Annotated in this window: 15 protein-coding genes and 3 tRNA genes; 11 read left to right on the forward strand and 7 right to left on the reverse strand. The window is 53.4% G+C overall.

Going from position 1 to position 17,459, the window contains the following annotated elements; all coding sequences use genetic code 11:
* Position 1 precedes the first annotated feature (1 nt).
* Positions 2 to 1,579 carry a cation:proton antiporter gene (locus GZZ87_RS15740; protein ID WP_162024532.1) on the reverse strand — a complete coding sequence of 526 codons (1,578 nt, stop codon included), beginning with the start codon at positions 1,577 to 1,579 and terminating at the stop codon, positions 2 to 4.
* 186 nt (positions 1,580 to 1,765) lie between these two features.
* On the opposite strand from GZZ87_RS15740, the gene GZZ87_RS15745 reads away from it, so the two are divergent.
* Positions 1,766 to 2,662, forward strand: a complete 897-nt coding sequence (locus GZZ87_RS15745) for a hypothetical protein (RefSeq protein WP_162024533.1) — start codon at positions 1,766 to 1,768, stop codon at positions 2,660 to 2,662.
* Between the two features lie 551 nt (positions 2,663 to 3,213).
* Here GZZ87_RS15745 and GZZ87_RS15750 read toward each other — a convergent pair.
* Together GZZ87_RS15750 and GZZ87_RS15755 are read right to left on the reverse strand one after the other, a co-directional pair.
* Positions 3,214 to 3,288 (reverse strand) — tRNA-Gly (locus tag GZZ87_RS15750).
* A 283-nt stretch (positions 3,289 to 3,571) separates the two neighbouring features.
* Positions 3,572 to 3,645 (reverse strand) — tRNA-Gln (locus GZZ87_RS15755).
* Positions 3,646 to 3,830: 185 nt separating this feature from the next.
* On the opposite strand from GZZ87_RS15755, the gene pyrH reads away from it, so the two are divergent.
* From pyrH to proB, 3 genes are all read left to right on the forward strand, one after another.
* Positions 3,831 to 4,571 (forward strand): UMP kinase, encoded by a 741-nt coding sequence (pyrH, locus tag GZZ87_RS15760; RefSeq protein ID WP_162024534.1) that lies wholly within the window; start codon positions 3,831 to 3,833, stop codon positions 4,569 to 4,571.
* A gap of 29 nt (positions 4,572 to 4,600) precedes the next feature.
* The gene (gene frr / locus GZZ87_RS15765; RefSeq protein ID WP_162024535.1) at positions 4,601 to 5,158 is read left to right on the forward strand and encodes a ribosome recycling factor; all 558 of its coding nucleotides are present in this window, start codon (positions 4,601 to 4,603) and stop codon (positions 5,156 to 5,158) included.
* Positions 5,159 to 5,278: 120 nt separating this feature from the next.
* Positions 5,279 to 6,385 (forward strand): glutamate 5-kinase, encoded by a 1,107-nt coding sequence (gene proB, locus GZZ87_RS15770; protein ID WP_162024536.1) that lies wholly within the window; start codon positions 5,279 to 5,281, stop codon positions 6,383 to 6,385.
* 328 nt (positions 6,386 to 6,713) lie between these two features.
* On the opposite strand, the gene GZZ87_RS15775 is transcribed toward proB, so the two are convergent.
* Together GZZ87_RS15775 and GZZ87_RS15780 are read right to left on the reverse strand one after the other, a co-directional pair.
* Positions 6,714 to 6,796, reverse strand: a tRNA-Leu gene (locus tag GZZ87_RS15775).
* 105 nt (positions 6,797 to 6,901) lie between these two features.
* A complete protein-coding gene (locus GZZ87_RS15780) occupies positions 6,902 to 7,669 on the reverse strand; it encodes a c-type cytochrome (RefSeq protein ID WP_244648105.1) in 768 nt (255 codons plus the stop codon).
* A gap of 186 nt (positions 7,670 to 7,855) precedes the next feature.
* On the opposite strand from GZZ87_RS15780, the gene GZZ87_RS15785 reads away from it, so the two are divergent.
* From GZZ87_RS15785 to GZZ87_RS15805, 5 genes are all read left to right on the forward strand, one after another.
* Positions 7,856 to 8,395: a gamma carbonic anhydrase family protein gene (locus GZZ87_RS15785; RefSeq protein ID WP_162024537.1), complete on the forward strand. Its 540-nt coding sequence runs from the start codon at positions 7,856 to 7,858 to the stop codon at positions 8,393 to 8,395.
* Positions 8,396 to 8,602: 207 nt separating this feature from the next.
* Positions 8,603 to 9,364 carry a porin gene (locus tag GZZ87_RS15790; RefSeq protein WP_162024538.1) on the forward strand — a complete coding sequence of 254 codons (762 nt, stop codon included), beginning with the start codon at positions 8,603 to 8,605 and terminating at the stop codon, positions 9,362 to 9,364.
* A 118-nt stretch (positions 9,365 to 9,482) separates the two neighbouring features.
* A complete protein-coding gene (locus GZZ87_RS15795; RefSeq protein ID WP_162024539.1) occupies positions 9,483 to 9,710 on the forward strand; it encodes a FeoA family protein in 228 nt (75 codons plus the stop codon).
* A complete protein-coding gene (feoB, locus tag GZZ87_RS15800; RefSeq protein ID WP_162024540.1) occupies positions 9,711 to 11,894 on the forward strand; it encodes a ferrous iron transport protein B in 2,184 nt (727 codons plus the stop codon). It begins immediately after the preceding gene.
* Between the two features lie 44 nt (positions 11,895 to 11,938).
* Positions 11,939 to 12,085 carry a FeoB-associated Cys-rich membrane protein gene (locus GZZ87_RS15805; RefSeq protein WP_162024541.1) on the forward strand — a complete coding sequence of 49 codons (147 nt, stop codon included), beginning with the start codon at positions 11,939 to 11,941 and terminating at the stop codon, positions 12,083 to 12,085.
* 401 nt (positions 12,086 to 12,486) lie between these two features.
* On the opposite strand, the gene GZZ87_RS15810 is transcribed toward GZZ87_RS15805, so the two are convergent.
* Positions 12,487 to 13,728, reverse strand: a complete 1,242-nt coding sequence (locus GZZ87_RS15810; RefSeq protein ID WP_162024542.1) for a SpoIIE family protein phosphatase — start codon at positions 13,726 to 13,728, stop codon at positions 12,487 to 12,489.
* Positions 13,729 to 13,869: 141 nt separating this feature from the next.
* Positions 13,870 to 15,210, reverse strand: a complete 1,341-nt coding sequence (locus GZZ87_RS15815) for an MFS transporter (RefSeq protein ID WP_162024543.1) — start codon at positions 15,208 to 15,210, stop codon at positions 13,870 to 13,872.
* Positions 15,211 to 15,598: 388 nt separating this feature from the next.
* On the opposite strand from GZZ87_RS15815, the gene GZZ87_RS15820 reads away from it, so the two are divergent.
* Both GZZ87_RS15820 and GZZ87_RS15825 read left to right on the forward strand, forming a co-directional pair.
* Positions 15,599 to 16,171, forward strand: coding sequence for a chalcone isomerase family protein (locus tag GZZ87_RS15820; protein ID WP_162024544.1), 573 nt, complete (start codon positions 15,599 to 15,601; stop codon positions 16,169 to 16,171).
* A gap of 271 nt (positions 16,172 to 16,442) precedes the next feature.
* The gene (locus GZZ87_RS15825; protein WP_162024545.1) at positions 16,443 to 17,354 is read left to right on the forward strand and encodes a histone deacetylase; all 912 of its coding nucleotides are present in this window, start codon (positions 16,443 to 16,445) and stop codon (positions 17,352 to 17,354) included.
* Positions 17,355 to 17,459 lie beyond the last annotated feature (105 nt).

The following is a 17,459-nucleotide window of genomic DNA, read 5'->3' on the forward strand; positions in this document are numbered from 1 at the left end:
CTCAACCACGCTCAGTCTCTAGCAGCAAGTTCGAGTTACTGGCAAACCCGGCCCCCGCTCCTGCGTGGAAATTATACACCGCATCGACTCCAAGCGTCTTCAACTCGGCCTCTTCATCATCGTGCTTCGCAGTCGCTGAGACTTTCACATCTAAACGACGCGGCCCCATCACACGCGCAACCGAAAGATTCGCTCGGTGGTCCGCCATCGCTAATAACACCAGCTGCACCTCATCCCGATTCTCAAGACGATGCAACAGGTTAATATCCGTGCCATCACCTTGATATACGAGTCGCCCCGCCGCGACATTTTTAGCCACCACATCTGGACAGGAGTCAAAGCCACAGACCTTCATGTCTGTATGCTCGGTATAGTAGTCATACGCACCGCGCCCGACGCCACCGACGCCGAAGATCACCACATTCACACCAGCCAAATCGATCGGCCGCTCCGCTTCATGAAAACGCCCTGTCTCAAAGCGTTGTAACAGCGACTGCACTTTATCAGCGACATCATTCGCCTTTTTATTCAGGGGCGAAGCGATCACAAAACTCACAGCCACCGCAACCGCGATAATGACGAGCCATTCATTTCCGAGCCAACCATTCGCCACCGCGATACTACCAACAATCAACCCGAACTCAGAATAGTTCGCGAGCGCCAACGATGTGAGAATCGCAGAGCGTGGACGCAAGTGGAACCGTATCAAAGTAAACGCATACAGCGCTACTTTGAGCGCCAATGGAATCATCAACAGTAGCGCGATGCCCACCGCGCTCATCGTCAGGTCGGCTGAGAGCCCAATTGACAGGAAGAACGCAACGAGGAAGACATCCTTAAATCCGAATAAAGTCTTCGATAGCTCATGCGACTTCGGGTGACTCGCCAGCATCATACCAAGAATGATGGCACCTAAATCTCCCTTCACACCAACCGCATCAAACCAGCCATAAATACCGAGGGCTAAAAAGAACCCCAGCAGGATCAACAATTCACCATGCCCAGTGCGGTCGAGCACCTTACCAATCACATAACGCAAAGGAATCAGCAGCACTAAAGTCAAGGCCCACACGGTCGGCATCTTGCCTGTTGAAACCGCAAGAAAAACCACCGCGATGATGTCCTGCATGATCAACATACCGATAGCAACCGTGCCATGCAACGCGGCAAGCTGAGCTTTGTCTTCGAGTGATTTCACCGCAAACACCGTGCTGGAAAAACTCAAGGCGAACCCCGCCAGCACACACGTCATCACATTCAACTCATTTAGGATAGGTAATCCGAGCAACTTGCCCGCATAGAGGAACACTGCAAAAAACACAACCGTCCCCAACATATGCAACGACGTGCCCGCCCAGACCTCGGATTTAACGAGATCCTTCACCTTCAACTTTAAACCGATCGTAAACAGCAGCAAGGTCACCCCGAAGTCGCCCAGCTTTTCAATATCAGGAAACGCATCCACCCCAGCAGCGCGCATAATAAACCCCGCAGCAAGAAAACCAATCAGCGGCGGCAAGCCGATCAGTCGAGCCAGCAGGCCACAAACAAATGCTACAGTGATGAGAATCGCGATCATCTCCGAAGACTCCTAAATTCTACATAAAATGCAAGAAACCAAAACGCGCTGTCTCGACAAAGAGACTCCAAGGCTTGCCACTGTCAGAATCACCGCATCTCAGGATACCGACACAACCAACAGACGTTTATGTTGCCAATTCTCACGTCGCAATCGACACTTCTGCCACGCAATTGAAGCCTAAAAATGAAAACATCTTACACCAACACCAAACTCATTACCGAGGGTCCCACGAAGTTTCAGAAAATATTAAAATATGCGCTCTATCTAGCAGCGCTCGTCATGGTAGTTGCTGCCATTGTTACGATCATCAGCTTCAGCAACAAAGAAGACGACTCTCAAGCGGCACTGCCTGCCTTCCCCTACGGCACACTCAACGAACTGACCAATCCCGCCGCGTTTATGCAGGCCTACCTGTCAGTCAACTGCAACGCCACACTACTGGAGAGCACACAGACCATCCGAGTCGCAGGAGTCATGGAGAGCGGCGATACTACACGGAAATTTACGCTCATCAAGAAGCGCCCCGACCGTCTGCTATTTAAGATGAAGCAGGACGCACTCAACATCACCATCGGAGTCAACAACGGCAACGTATGGAGAATCATACGAGCCCCTCAACGCGACGATCTCGTCACCCTCATTGAGGGAGACGAAGCCACTCAATGGCTCGGCCAGCGACGCTTTTTTGACAGAATCATCAGCGCATCCTTGGGGGATGGCACCATCACAGGAATCGCTACAGCCGAATGGGACGCACAAACCTGCTTAGAGGTAACGACTCAGACTAAGGGAGAAACCGCGCAAACACTAGTCGACCCAAAGACCATGTATCCGCTAGTCGAACGCCAAACCATGCCCGACGGCAGCATTCAACGGACAGTGTCCAGCGACTTCCGCGACGTGCAAGGCATGCCCATCGCCTTCACCATAGAATCCTTCACCGACGACACGCTCGACAGCCGTATCCGAATCAATAGCGCAGCACTCAACACAGGCCTGCTCTCACAACTATTTGAAGTGCCTGATGCACTAAAGCCTCCTGCCATTCCCAGCCAGGAAGATACAGAACCAGCGCCATAAATATAAGCCAGTCTCTGAAATAATCCGTAAACGACGGTCTGTCGCGATACGCTGCTAGTTCGTCCCCCCGAACCTACCCCAAAACACAGGGTGTAGGCTGATCTTTACCCATAAGTTTGTGTCTTCTTGTTTTCGCGATGAACGCGGTTCTTTGAGCTCCTCCCCAGCGAAGCGGAGGTGCCCCTGCCTGCGGGGTCGGAGGGGTTTCCGGCGGGTTAGCTCAAAGAATCTGCTCATGTTGCGCGAAACCCTTCCGTCTCGGCGGACCGAGACACCTTCCCTTCGCAGGGAAGGAGCTTTTTTACCACTAACTTCACACATTCTCAACTTATGGGTAAAGCTCAGGGTGTAGGGAGTCCCCCCTCCTGCCTCACCCGCGCGAGCGCGAGTTCGCTACAGAGTTCGCTGACATACAATCAACTGTAGCGATGCGACGCCAGTCGCGTCTATTGCCGAGCGGAAAACCTGAGAGTGATAGACCTCGCGAGCGCGAGTTCGCTACAGAGTTCGCCCACATACCCCAAACTCAGTGTTTATGCGACCTAGAAACTTGGTGCGGGTGGAGGGAGTCGAACCCTCGTCTCAACCTTGGGAAGGTCACATAATAGCCGTTATACGACACCCGCAAATCAGTCAGTCATTACTAATGGCTGATTGCTGATCTTCGTCAATTGGTAAACGCCTCCCCTCATGGAAGAAACCTTTGGGTGCCACGCTTGTATCTAGAATAGAGACGTCCGCGCAAGCGACGATCCCGACGGCGGTGCAAACACTCGTGGCGCCCAATCTCTTCAGCCATGACAGGGCAGAACACTCCTGTTCATTTCAGCTGTTGCAGGTGCTGCATCGGTATCATACGGCGCGGCACAAAAAAATCCCTACTGAACGAATCAGCAGGGATTTTTAAAATGGTAGGCCTACAGGGATTTGAACCCCGAATGACTGCACCAAAAACAGTAGTGTTACCATTACACCATAGGCCTTTGAAAGAAGATGCGGAGCGTAGAAACGATCGTCCTCTCGTCAAGCCCTCTTTCACAAATAATCAAAGTTTTTTAATTAGCTCCCAAGTCCGTATTATTAATAGACGAACTTGTCCGATTATTTGCAGTCGATCTCAAATCGATGGGTTGACGTCACCCTAAAAACAACGTTTAACACGCCTTTAATGGATGAAGTAGATCAAACTGGCTCAAAGCCGAAATATCGCCGTATTATTTTGAAGTTAAGCGGTGAAGTGTTGCGTAACACCGAAGATGGCGACCCCATCGACGCAAACATCCTTCGCGAGATTTGCGAAGAGGTGAAGAAAGTCGCCGATATCGGTGTCGAAATCGGCCTAGTCATCGGCGGCGGCAATATCTTCCGCGGCCTTAGCGGCGCAGAAATGCGCGGCGTCGACCGCACCACTGGCGACTACATGGGCATGCTCTCAACAGTCATCAACGGCCTCGCCTTTATGGACGCCCTCGAAAAGCTAGACGTCACCGTGCGCCTACAAAGCGCCATCCCGATGGCGAAGCTAGCAGAGCCGTTCATCCTGCGTAAAGCCACACGCCACCTAGAGCGTGGCCGCGTCGTTATCTTCGCGGGCGGCACAGGCAACCCTTACTTTTCAACTGACACGTGCGCAGCACTCCGCGCCAGCGAAATTGGCGCCGACATGCTAATGAAGGCCACCAAGGTCGACGGGATCTATAATAAAGACCCCAACAAGCACGACGACGCCGTCAAATACGACAAGCTCGAATACATTGACGCACTCCGCGACCGCCTCAACGTAATGGATTCCACCGCATTCTCGCTTTGCATGGAAAACAAGATGCCGATCCTCGTATTTAGCATGCGCGAACCAGGCTCGATCCTCCGTGCAGTCATGGGCGAAGAAATCGGCACACTCGTCAAATAACACATCCCACTTTAAACAAACTGATAGATATGGAACCAAAAGACATCCTAAAGACGCTCGCTGCAGACCTAAAGAAAGCAGTCGAACAGACACTCAATCAATTCGACAGCCTCCACACAGGCAAAGCATCCCCCACAATGCTCGACTCCGTGCGCGTCAACGCCTACGGCAGCACCGTGACACTCAAAGAAGTCGCCGCAGTGACGACTCCAGATGCGAAAACCATCATGGTGCAACCATGGGACAAGAGCGTGATCAAAGATGTCGAAAAAGGCATTCAAGAAGCCAACCTCGGACTCAACCCAATGATCGACGGCGGTATCCTCCGCGTGCCAGTCCCAGAACTCACCGGCCAGCGCCGCCAAGAGCTCGCTAAAACAGCAGGCAACATGGCTGAAGATGGCCGCGTGCGCGTGCGCCAAGCACGTCGCGATGCACTCGATCTGTTCAAAGCAGCCAAAAACGACGGCCTCTCCGAAGACGATTTCAAGCGCTACGAAAAAGAAGTGCAAAAAGAGCACGACGATTACATCGCCGAGATCAACAAGCAACTTGCAGGCAAGGAAGCCGACCTCAAGAAGGTCTAATCCAATCAGCTAGAATGCCAATACAGGAGTCGGAACGTTCAAACGCCGACTCCTGTTTTTGATACACATATCGCAGCATTCCTAATTCCTAATTCCTAATTCCTAATTTTTAATTCATCAGTGGTTCCACTCAATCAGGCAAAGCGAGTTGTCATCAAACTCGGCACCGGCGTCTTAACGTCCGGGATCGGAGAGTTAGATACAACCCGCATCGAAGCACTCTGCCATCAGGTCAAAACACTGCGCGAGCGGGGAATTGACGTTATACTCGTCAGCTCTGGCGCAGTCGGCCTCGGCATGGGCAAGCTCGGACTCGAACAACGCCCCAAAGACCTCGCGACACAGCAAGCCTGCGCCGCAGTCGGCCAGACGATCTTGATCAACACCTGGCAAAAAGGCTTCGACCCACACGGTTTAACCGTTGCACAGATCTTACTCACCCGAGAAGACCTGCGCGCTAAACACCGTCACAACGCGGTGTTTAACACCGTCGAGCGCCTACTCGCAACCGGGGCGGTGCCAATCGTAAACGAGAACGACACCGTCAGCGCTACCGAAATTAAATTCGGCGACAACGACACCCTCTCCGCGCTCGTGGCCAGCGTCACCAATGCCGACCAGCTCTTTATTCTTTCTAACATTCCTGGACTCATCGATATGCAAGGCACTGGAGAAGTGGTGCCCTATGTTGAAAAAATGACACCAGAGATCGAGGCGATGGCGCAAGGCACCAACCAAGTCACCTCAGTCGGTGGCATGGTCAGTAAGCTCTCCGCCGCCAAAATTGCCCATCGCGCAGGTTGCGGTGTGACCATCGGCAGCGGTCAAGATAGCGAACTCTTCAACAAGCTGCTCGCTGGCGAAAGCGTCGGCACCTACTTCGCCCCCAGCCCAGCACCAGTCAAATCCCACAAACGCTGGATCGCCATTCAGGATCATACCTACGGCACCATTACCATCGATGCAGGAGCAGCAGTCGCGATTCAAGAGAAGGGAAAAAGCCTGCTGTCCGCAGGCGTCATCAACAGCTTTGGAGAATTCGAAGAAGGTGACGTCATCAGAATACGCACCGAGGACGATAAAATCATCGCCCATGGTCTCGCATCGTTGGATGCCATCGATCTATCCGCAATCATGGGACTGCAGCCCGAGGCGATCAAAGCAACATTTCCCGAGCTACACTCCAGCGTGATCGTCCACCGCGACCACCTCGTGCTGCTCGACTAAGCATCAATCGGCACCACACGCGCGCCATCGCTACAAATCAATCGGCAGCTAGAATCGATACATCAAGATCGATCAAACAGGAGCCCAGACACTCTTAGCAGCACCACTGATGCGAGTTCTCTCCAACGCATTGCTCCAGCTTAGCCACAAGGAGTAACGAAAAACCGCTCCAACTAAGGAGCGGCTTCAAAAATACTCAGGGAGGGATTTGTTCCGAGGAGCGCAGCGACGACAAGACCGGACGCGAAGCAGACCGGAACACCCGTAGGGTCAAATCCCGACCACTCCCGACACAAAGAAACCCGCTATTTCTAGCGGGTTTCAAAAATACTCAGGGAGGGATTTGAACCCTCACGCCCTTGCGAGCACCACGACCTGAACGTGGCGTGTCTACCGTTTCACCACCTGAGCGAAAAGTGAAAGTTGGGAGAAAACGCGCCGTTGCCATAGCTGTCAATCTCCAGATTGATTAAATAATCAATCCAGATTGACAGCACAAACAATCAGCACCACCCCCTACTTCGCAGCTCCGAGCGAATTGATATAAGCAGCGAGATCTTTCATCGCTTGCTCATCAGCAATCGTCTTAGCCATAGGTGCCATCTGCATACCTTCGATATCCTTCGGATGCGCCCCACGAATGCCTGCCTTGTAATTCTTCAGCTGAGTCACGATATACCAATCTGGTAGACCTGTGAGACCCGGCGCATTCATCAGCTTGTTGCCCTTCCCATCGGGAGCGTGGCACGCTTGGCAAAGCATATAAGCCGCTTTGCCCTTCGCAGCATCACCATCAAGCGTCGGCTCTGGATGCGGAGCTGGAAGACTTGCAATATACTCTACGACTTCGTCGATCTTTGCGTCATCGGTAAGTATCATCGCCATTGGGCGCATCTGCATACCATAAATATCTTCGGCATGCGTGCCGCGTTGGCCGTCCTTAAACTTATGAATCTGGCGCTTAAGATACCAATCCTCTTGCCCAGCAATTGCTGGAGCGTTCATCGCCTGGATGCCAGCACCATCAGGACCGTGGCAGGATGAACAAATCATATACGCAGCCTTACCAGCTGAAGCGATCTCCTCAGTCTCGCCTGCGGCGGCATGCATCTCGGCTTCAGCATCACCATGACCGGCCTCTCCCGAACCCGTAAAAAGCGACTTCAGTGGCAGAATCAACATGCCCGCCAACAGGCATGTGAAGAAAAGAAAATTAAAGCTGACCAGAAGCGAGCAAAGCGATTCGTCCGGTGCACGGTTTTGAGGGTCTTTTTGTTGGTTCATCAGTGCTTGAACTGAAAGGTTTTATAGTGGGATATGTCAAACAATTACACCCGCCATTAACTGCGCTGATACAAGCATTAGGAAACCAAATGTCGACCAGTAGAGGACCTCACACAATTTCAATACGAGCGACCACTAAAATTCTAAACTTGGCTAAGCCTTCCCTGCCTCTACATTTATTGTCCTATGACGACCGAAGAACGACTCGAAAAATTTCTAGATCAAGCCCCGCAAATTGACGCCTCGGCCTATGTAGCCTCCGGCGCAGTTGTAATCGGAGCGGTGACACTCGGTAAAAACTCCAGTGTCTGGCACAACAGCGTCCTACGCGGCGACATCAACAGTATCGAAATCGGCGAAGGCTCGAACGTGCAAGACGGCAGTGTGCTGCACCTCGCAGATAACTTCGGGGTCAAAGTTGGCAAATATGTCACGATCGGCCACATGGCCATGGTGCACGCCTGCACCATCGGCGATGAATGCCTCATTGGTATGAGTGCAACGATCTTGGATGGCGCTGTCATTGGCGAACAATCCATCGTCGGCGCAGGTGCCCTCGTCACCAAAGGCACACAAGTGCCCGCAGGCTCACTCGTCCTAGGCGCACCAGCTAAAGTCGTGCGCGCACTCACAGCGGACGAGCGCGCAGGGCTCAAAGGCATGGCAGAGAAATATGTGACCGTTTCACGCGGACATAAGGTGCGACAGACGCCAGAACTCATCTAGTTCACAGAGCCGCTGCACCAAGATCAGCAATTTTCATAAATTGAAAGCTTTGCGGGTCGCAATTGGCAAGTCCCTTGCTCCGTAAACATCGCAGACACACTAGGACCACGACCTAGTTTTAATATTGAAAATTTTCACTTTGACGGATCAAAGTCAAGGCATTGACATTGCTTACATCGCTCAAGAACAAGATCCAGAACAACACTTATGAAACGATTCCTAGCCTCAGCCTGCGCTTGCACCGCTGTCTGCCAAGCGCAACAGCACCATAACATCGAGCCTGTTTCGATGCGCGAAGACACACAGGACGCGACCAGCGATCATTCACAATTTCCAATAGAATTCTGCGTCGCCAGCGCATGGGATAGCCACTACGTATCAGAAGGTCGCGACAACTTGGACGGTAACAGCCTCGCCAGTATCGAAGCCACGGCCAGCTATGAAGGCTTCACCGTCGGAGCATGGGGCGCCGAAAGTCCAGATCAAGACTACCGCGAATACAACTACTGGCTGGAATATAGCTACGAATGGCAGGCATTTACATTCACCGTCGGCTATACCTATCTAGATTTCGACACCGACAAGGCGCATGACAATGAAGTCTCCTTCTACATCGGCTATACCCTCCCATGGGAAGTTGAACTGGAAATAGGCGGCTACTACTCGGATGAAAATTCTGGCTGTTTCTACGAAGCGATCCTCTCACGGGAATTCGAAGTAATGGATCAACTCAGCCTACTGCCTTTTATTCAACTAGGCTACAACGACGACTACATCGCCGAAGGTCACAACGGACTGAACAACCTGACACTGGGATTGGAGTGCAATTGCGCACTCACAGAGCAATTCAGCATTGGAGCCTACGTAGCACAAAATATCGCAATCGATGCTGACACCAAAAAGCACGCCGACGACCACCTGCTAGATGACTTCGCCTACTTTGGCTTAAACGCAAGCTACAGCTTTTAAACAGAACCGCCGATAGGAAAGTCCACCAAGCACGTCTCTGTGCTTGCAATCGGACATAAAGTCATTCTGGTATGCGGTTTGCTATTGAGACTTAATCTCACGTGCTACCATTTTTCCTATGCGACTAGACAAAATCACCAAAAACGGACTCTTCCGCGTAAAGTCCCTGAATTGCGACAATGAATGCATCGCCCGCCTGATGTCGATGGGGCTACTGCCTGACCAAGAAATCCGCTTGGTGCATGAAGCGCCTTTGGGTGATCCCATTGCGATTGAGTTCAATGGCTGCCACATGAGCCTACGCTTGGTAGATGCCGCAAATGTTGAAGTCGAACCGATTGATTAAATGAAGGTCCCGAGTAAAGATATCCGCATTGCCCTGATTGGAAACCCCAACACCGGCAAGACCTCCCTCTTCAACACCCTGACTGGCCTTCGCCAACGTGTCGGCAATTACTCTGGCGTCACCGTCGAGAAGAAGACCGGCACCTGGACAATGCCGATGGGGCAAGAGGTCGAGCTCATTGATTTACCCGGCACCTATAGTCTGAGCGCAACGTCCCTAGACGAACGCGTCGCAGTCGACGTGCTCACTGGGCATGCCGACAACCATGCAGCCCCCGACCTCATCGTGGTCGTGGTCGATGTTGAAAATTTGCGCCGCAATCTCTTTCTCGCCTCTCAGGCCGCCGAGCTCGGCGTGCCGATGGTCATCGCCCTGAACTGCTGGGATGTCGCCGAGAAAAAGGGTCTACAAATCGACAGTAAACTACTGGAGCAGCGCCTCGCGGTGCCCGTGGTGCCGACAATTGCCAAGCACAAGCGTGGCACGACCGAGCTGGCCAAAGCCGTCGAGCATGCGATCGAAACTCGCCCGATGCTCATCCGCCCGAAATGGCCGGAGCCCGTAAAGACTGCACTGGCAACACTACAGAAAGAACTGATCGACACACGTGGTGAGTCACTACGCGAAGGCGAACTGCAACGCCTCATTTTCGACCGCAAAAGCGCTGTGCGCGAACGTCTCAAGTCCGCACCAGAAGACTACGAGCCGATCATTAAGGCCACACGCGACCAACTCTACAAAGACGGCTATCAGCCCGACGCCGCCGAATCACTTCTGCGCTACCGCTTCATCAATCCCCTGCTCAACGACATCCTCGAACGTCAAGCGCTACTCAAGCACCGCAGCAAGTCCGAAGGCATTGATCAGCTACTCCTCCACAAATTCTGGGGACTGATGGTTTTCATCGGCATGATGTATGTCGTCTTCCAATCCGTTTATACATGGGCAGGGCCACTCATGGATTTAATCGAAGGAGCCGTCGGTTGGGTGCAAGGCATCGCTGCCGACGCACTCGTCGCGACACCGATGCTGCAGAGTTTAGTGGCCGATGGCATCATCGGAGGCGTGGGCGCGTTCCTCGTCTTCCTGCCGCAGATTCTAGTGCTGTTTTTCTTCATCTCTCTACTCGAAGCGACTGGCTACATGGCACGCGCCGCCTTCCTCATGGATAAGCTCTTCCAATGGTGCGGCCTCAACGGCAAGAGCTTCGTGCCACTGCTCACCGGATTTGCCTGCGCGATTCCCGGCATCATGGCCACCCGCACGATCAGCGATAACAAAGCGCGCATGATCACGATCCTCGTCACACCGCTGATGAGTTGCTCCGCACGCCTACCCGTTTATCTACTACTCATCGGTGCCTTCATCGAGCCTCGTTACGGCCCGAGCGTTGCAGGAGCTACGCTCTTCGCCATGCACTTCATCGGTGCACTCATCGCAGCACCGCTCGCATGGATGCTCAACAAGACATTGAACCGTGGCCGCAGCGCACCTCCATTTGTCATGGAGCTGCCGCACTACCGTGTGCCGCAAATCAACCTCGTATTCAATCGCATGTATGAGAGCGGCAAGGAATTTGTCGTCCGTGCCGGCACCGTGATCTTTGCGATGTCCATCATCATTTGGGCGCTACTGTATTTCCCACGTTCCACCGAAGTCGAAGAAGTCGTCACCACCGAATACATGGCCGCAGCCAGCCTCACTGAGCTCAGTGAAGCAGACGAAGAAGCCGTTGGTAAACTCGTCGATGCCGCATTCCTAGAGCAAAGCTACATGGGTCGATTCGGTAAATTAGTGCAGCCCGTCTTCGCCCCCGCAGGCTACGATTGGAAAATCACCGTCGGCGTCCTAGCGAGTTTTCCAGCACGTGAAATCATTATTTCCACGCTAGGCATTACCTATGCCCTAGGCGGTGAGATCGACGAAGAGTCGGACGATCTGCGCAGCACGCTCACCAACACAAAATGGGAGAGCGGCCCACGCAAAGGCGAGAACGTGTTCAACATCCCCGTCGCACTATCGATCATGGTATTCTTCGCCCTCTGCATGCAGTGCGGCGCGACGCTCGCCGTCATCGCCAAGGAGCTCAATTGGGGCTGGGCAATTGCCAGCTTCTTTACGCTCACCGGAGTGGCATGGATCGCCGCAGTGCTGACCTATCAAATCGGCATGCTGTTTGTGTAAAGAGGAGTTAGCAGTTAGAATCTAGCACTTAGATCTTTCCACTAATGAAATACTTAGAAATCATCCTCGTCGGGCTCATCCTCGTCGGCGCACTCATCTACCTGCAAAAAACTTTTTTTCCTAAAAAGAAAGGCGGCTCGAGCTGTGGTTGCAGCACCAAAGACTGCCAAGCACTGAATAGAAAGCAGTAGCCAACTGAGAGTGAGCGACCTTCGACCGAGTGGGAGTGCACATGCGAGGGCGAGACGGCCTACGCGACTGTGCGTTCGACTCAGCCCATAGAAGCGGCAGTCTGCCACGTTGATTAGAATCAGTCTCTCACTTCCAGCGCAGCGACACTCAACCAAAGGCGAATCCCAAGGCGCACACCCACCAAGACGAGGGATCGTAGAAACGCCCCTGGGGAGCGCCGACGTTCCCCGTCGGCACCATTGCCCAAGAAGCCAACAAGGACGTCACCTAAGTTCAAGTCTCTCCCTCTCAAGTCTCAGCTCTCCCCCCTCAGGCCTCAAGTCTCAGCTCTCAAGTCTCAGCTCTCAAGTCTCAGCTCTCCCCCCTCAGCTCTCAAGTCTCCCCCCTCAGGTCTCAGCTCTCAGGTCTCAGGTCTCAGCCCCCTCTCAATCTCTCGGCACTTCAAACCGACCAAACAAATATCATCGTCGAATTCTGTAGCACCGGTAAAGTGCTGCACCTCCCCGATCAACGCAGGAAACAGCGCATCAAGCGATCGCTCGCGATACTTCTGCGCTGCCTGCAATAAGCGATCCTCACCAAACTCCTCGTCATCGTCAGGCTTAGAGGCTTCATACAACCCGTCGGTATACAGCACCAACGCATCCCCAGGCTGCAACTGTAACTCATGCGTCTGATACTTTGCACCTTCGTTAATTGCCAACCCAGGCCCGCGTTGAGCCGGGGCATCCATCAACCAACGCACAGAGTGATCCTGCTCACGAAACAGAAGTGGCGATGGATGCCCCGCATTCGCGATCCGTAGTAACCCGGTGCTCGCATTATACACCGCGTAACACGCAGTCGCATACATAAACACGTGTCCTTTACGCATCACCGGCAACAGTCGCTCGTTCATTCTAGCAAGAAACTCTCCTGGATCACACTCCTGGAGCGCAAGCTCTTCCAGTGTGGCATAGATAAGCGCCGTGCCCAATGCTGCCCGTATTCCATGCCCCATCACATCACACAATAAGATGCCGCACTCGGTATCCGACAATCGCCGTATCGCACATAGATCACCACTCACTGTCGAACTAGCATGGTGATGATGTAGAAACTCAACAGCACTGTCTGCGGGGGAAACCCCACGCGGGAAGACAGGATATGTATTTGGGAAAAATGCCTTTTGAAACTCTGCGGCGATGTCGAGATCTTCCTCCATTCCCACCTTGATCTGACGTATCTCCTCCGCATAGCGGGCAGCCTTCAGAGCAGCCAGCTTGTGCTCGGTAATATTGCGCGATATCCCAAACGTCCCCACTGTCTTACCCGAATCATCGATCAAGGGAACCTTTGAAGTTGAAGACCACGCCACACGACCATCCTTCCATGTGGTTTCCTCCTCCAGACCTTCGATCGGCACACCACTTTGGATAATAGCCTGTTCGTCCTCATACATCTGACGAGCATCCGCTTCCTTAAAACTATCGTAGTCGCTTTTACCGATCAGCTCTTCACGCTTGGAAAAGCCCCATGCGGTGGCCAACGTTTTATTCACCATGACGAACCGGGACTGCAAATCCTTGAAGTAGATACTATCAGTCGTCTGCTCCATCAGCCTTCTCAGGAGAAACTCAGCATTATAAGGGTCGTCTTTCATAAAGTAATGTCCTCCCCATACATTTAACAGACTGTCCCAAAAAAGCGAACGGCTTGTAACATAAGCAGAAGTTCAAGCCCACCATGTTGAGCGATAATTCTGAACCTTCCGAAGGGTAAGGCCCACAAGCATACTGCAGCACTATCGATGTAACGGCCTCGGCACTTGGGCACGCAAGAGATACCAGCCTGACAGTATAAAACAGACACCGACAAAGACACCGAAAAGCAGGACGATCCCCGTTTGCATCTGAGCTGAAAGACTCTCAGCAGCTAGATCGACTCCCATCACATGTAGCCCCACTCCCACGCAGACAAAGGCAATCGCACGAGCGACTTTCAGACCAGACTTCCACACGGCAAAATACAATGCCTCCTTGCGCTGCGAAGTCTCAACCGCATTCGCATCAATACAGTCGGTAATCATCGACTCCACAAGAAAGACGGCACCACACAGCACGCCCGTAACCACCGAGACGAACAAGGTCGGCGCCAGCAACTGGGCAGGCAGCAACGGATACGCGACGCAGCCAATCGCCCCAAGTAGGCAGACCGCAACCGCGGCAGGCCGTTGCTTGCCATAGCGCTTCGAGAGCCAAATCCACAAGGGGATCGAAACCACGATACAAAGCGTAAACACCGGCAGGATCGCTTGTGTCACCTGCGGCTCAGATAGTTGCAGCACTAGGCGATAGTAGATCAATGCCAACGCCGCGTTTACCGTGCGAGCCACCGCAGCAATAATCCCCGCATACAAAATACACATAAACCCGCGATCCTGTAGCAAGCCACGCAACTCCCTCCAACGAGGCAATACCGCAGGGGCAGTGTGCTGCGTCGCACGCTCGCGGCGCCGTATCATAAAAAACGTCACACTGGCTCCAATCAGCACCATCCCCGCAAGCCACCATGCACTCAGCTGTCGAGAGTCTCGCAGTGCGTCACCCGCGCTCAAGTCCCCACTCTGCCCCAATAATAGTCCTGGCAAGGCACTACCGATCGCAAGCCCACCAATCCCAAAACCCATACGTGAGGCCAGTAGCTTATTGCGCTCATTCGCGCTCGTCGATAGCTCCGCACTCAGACTGCTCTGCGGCAAATCCACCAACGTCATCCCCGTATTGACCAACACATACGCAACCAACAAGTGCAGAAACAGCCCCATTTGTGTGCCCTGCCCACTTGGCGCAAATAAGAGCACAGTCGCCCCCGCCAGTAGCAACGAACCGACCCACATCACCGCACTATACGACACTCCCCGTTGCCGCGCAGCAATCAGCCCCAGCGACACGATGACATCACTCAGCGCATCCCAAAGAATCGCCACGGCAAACGCCAGACCAGCCAGCAGCGGGCTTAGCCCCAATATACGTGTATAATAATCAAAGAGGTATAATTGCAGCGTCACCTCCACAGCAACCTTCCCCACACTGACGATTCCATAGCCTGGGTAGACATACGCTTTAATTGGAGAGAGTTGCATAGCAGAGCAATCGCTCCACCTGCCGCGGACTTACAGCTAATATACGAAACCGCCCACCATTTTACCTGTAAGCTCAACGCCCCCCACACGAATATATAGGTGAACCATCACTCAAACACTAGTAGCCTGTAACATTCAAAACTTCGCAAATCCTATGGTTTGGCTACCCACATCGAACGTCCAATGCACCTTGGAATGAAAAGCGAATTTCTATTCAAAATTGGACGTTCGATGTTCGAAGTTTATGCCGACCAAATTCCATAATACTTCAGCTCTTCGAAGTCTTTCGAGAAACAGATAAATACGAAACAACGCAGAGATAAGCCACTAGGCGCGCCACGCTCCACAGCACTTGAGCCCCCCCCCTTTCACTTATAAAATATTCAATATGCACACACAGCGAAAAAGACTCCAAGTCAGACACATCCTCCTATTGTGCGTAGTAGTATTAGCCGCCCCTGAGATCGCCAATGCCAGCCGTGAGCTCGCATCATCGCAAGCGCCACAAGCACGTGGCACATTCCGCCATGTCCATGCCATGTTTTTTAAACTCTACGACTTAACATTGTATACCGATGCCCCAGCACAAGCCACTCCCGCGGAGGTGCTCAACGGGCAGCACACATTGCGACTCGAGTTCAACTATCTACGCACCATCAAAAAAGAAATCATTCTGGAATCCGGCGAAAAGATACTGCAGCGCAACTTAAGCCCAAGCGAGCTTGCCAGTATCGAAGATCGCGTAGCGCAGCTCAATGACGCCTACACCACCGTGCATCGCGGCGACCAATCCGCACTCAGCTATAAGCAAGGGCACGGCACATCACTAGAAATCAACGGGCACTCCATCATTACCATACCAGGCGATGACTTCGCCTCGCTCTACTTCCGCATCTGGCTCGGCGATCAACCGATCTCATCTGAAATGCGCGACTATTTGATGACCCCAAAGAAACAGTAAAACCAACAATACTTAGCTTTCAGCATTTTCACTTTCCGTAGTTTCAGTATATCAAAGTTTAAGTTTTTCAGTTTCAGCTTTCATCAGTTTCAGCAGTTTCAGCTTTCATCAGTTTCAGCTTTCAGCGTTTCAGCGTTTCAGCAGTTTCAGCTTTCAGCAGTTTCAGCTTTCAGCGCTTTCAGCGCTTCCAGATTTCCACTCCTCACTACCACTCCTCACTACCACTCCTCACTACCACTCCTCACTAAGGCCGAAGGCCGACCTCCCTGAAGTGCTCTCCCTCTACTACGACCCTGTCTATACCGAAGGCCTCGACCCCAGCGTCCGCTTCCCCCGCGAGCGCTACCGCCTGCTCGCCGAGCGACTACAGCATCACCCAACCATACAAATGCAGGCGCCGCGGCGCGCGACCCGCGAAGAAATCCTACGCGCCCATCAGCACGACTATGTCGATCAATTTTTAGCAGGCACCCTACCCGCAGACATCATTCGCCGCATCGGGCTACGCCCTTGGACGCCCGCCATCGTAGAGCGCACGCTCCGCATCACCGGAGGCAGCCTACAAGCCCTCGAAGAGGCCCTGCGCACCGGCAGTATCACAGGCAACATGGCAGGCGGCACCCACCACGCCTATTACGACTGCGGCTCCGGTTATTGTATTTTTAACGACCTCGCCATCTGCGCGCTCACCGCACTGCAGACGCCCACCATTCGCCGCGTGCTCATCCTCGACCTCGACGTCCACCAAGGCGACGGCACCGCAGCCATCCTCGCCGGGCACCCCGACCTGTTCACCTGCTCCATTCACTGCGAAAGCAACTTCCCCTTCCGCAAGCAACAGAGCGACCTCGACGTGCACCTCGCCGACGACACCGACGACGCTTACTATCTCAGCTGCCTCGACCGCACACTCGAAAAGATCCGCCCACAGGACTTCGACCTCATCCTCTACCAAGCCGGCGTCGACCCCTTAGCCGAAGACGCCCTCGGCAAACTCGCCCTCACCCGCGACGGTCTCAAGCAACGCAATCAACGCGTCTTCGCCTACAACCGCACGCACGGCATCCCCATCGTCATCTTCATGGGCGGCGGCTACGCCAAACCGATCGAAGCCAGCGTCGACGCCTTCGAAGACCTCTTCGCGGCGGCCGCCGCAGTGAAGAGTGAGCGGCCTTCGGCCTAGTGGGAGTGACAAGTGCAAGGGAAGGACGGTCTCGGTGCCGGCCGCAGCGCCTAAGCCCCCCCTCAAGTCTCAGCCCTCAAGTCTCAGCCCTCAAGTCCGTAGTCG

Source organism: Lentimonas sp. CC4 (genome assembly GCF_902728235.1).
Taxonomy (GTDB): Bacteria; Verrucomicrobiota; Verrucomicrobiia; order Opitutales; family Coraliomargaritaceae; genus Lentimonas.

Coding starts and splice junctions, on each gene's coding strand:
- GZZ87_RS15820 (WP_162024544.1), top strand. CDS start 15,599: ATGCACACACAGCGAAAAAGACTCCAAGTCAGACACATCCTCCTATTG.
- GZZ87_RS15810 (WP_162024542.1), bottom strand. CDS start 13,728: ATGAAAGACGACCCTTATAATGCTGAGTTTCTCCTGAGAAGGCTGATG.
- frr (WP_162024535.1), top strand. CDS start 4,601: ATGGAACCAAAAGACATCCTAAAGACGCTCGCTGCAGACCTAAAGAAA.
- GZZ87_RS15745 (WP_162024533.1), top strand. CDS start 1,766: ATGAAAACATCTTACACCAACACCAAACTCATTACCGAGGGTCCCACG.
- GZZ87_RS15815 (WP_162024543.1), bottom strand. CDS start 15,210: ATGCAACTCTCTCCAATTAAAGCGTATGTCTACCCAGGCTATGGAATC.
- GZZ87_RS15790 (WP_162024538.1), top strand. CDS start 8,603: ATGAAACGATTCCTAGCCTCAGCCTGCGCTTGCACCGCTGTCTGCCAA.
- feoB (WP_162024540.1), top strand. CDS start 9,711: ATGAAGGTCCCGAGTAAAGATATCCGCATTGCCCTGATTGGAAACCCC.
- GZZ87_RS15780 (WP_244648105.1), bottom strand. CDS start 7,669: ATGAACCAACAAAAAGACCCTCAAAACCGTGCACCGGACGAATCGCTT.
- GZZ87_RS15805 (WP_162024541.1), top strand. CDS start 11,939: ATGAAATACTTAGAAATCATCCTCGTCGGGCTCATCCTCGTCGGCGCA.
- GZZ87_RS15795 (WP_162024539.1), top strand. CDS start 9,483: ATGCGACTAGACAAAATCACCAAAAACGGACTCTTCCGCGTAAAGTCC.
- GZZ87_RS15785 (WP_162024537.1), top strand. CDS start 7,856: ATGACGACCGAAGAACGACTCGAAAAATTTCTAGATCAAGCCCCGCAA.
- pyrH (WP_162024534.1), top strand. CDS start 3,831: ATGGATGAAGTAGATCAAACTGGCTCAAAGCCGAAATATCGCCGTATT.
- GZZ87_RS15740 (WP_162024532.1), bottom strand. CDS start 1,579: ATGATCGCGATTCTCATCACTGTAGCATTTGTTTGTGGCCTGCTGGCT.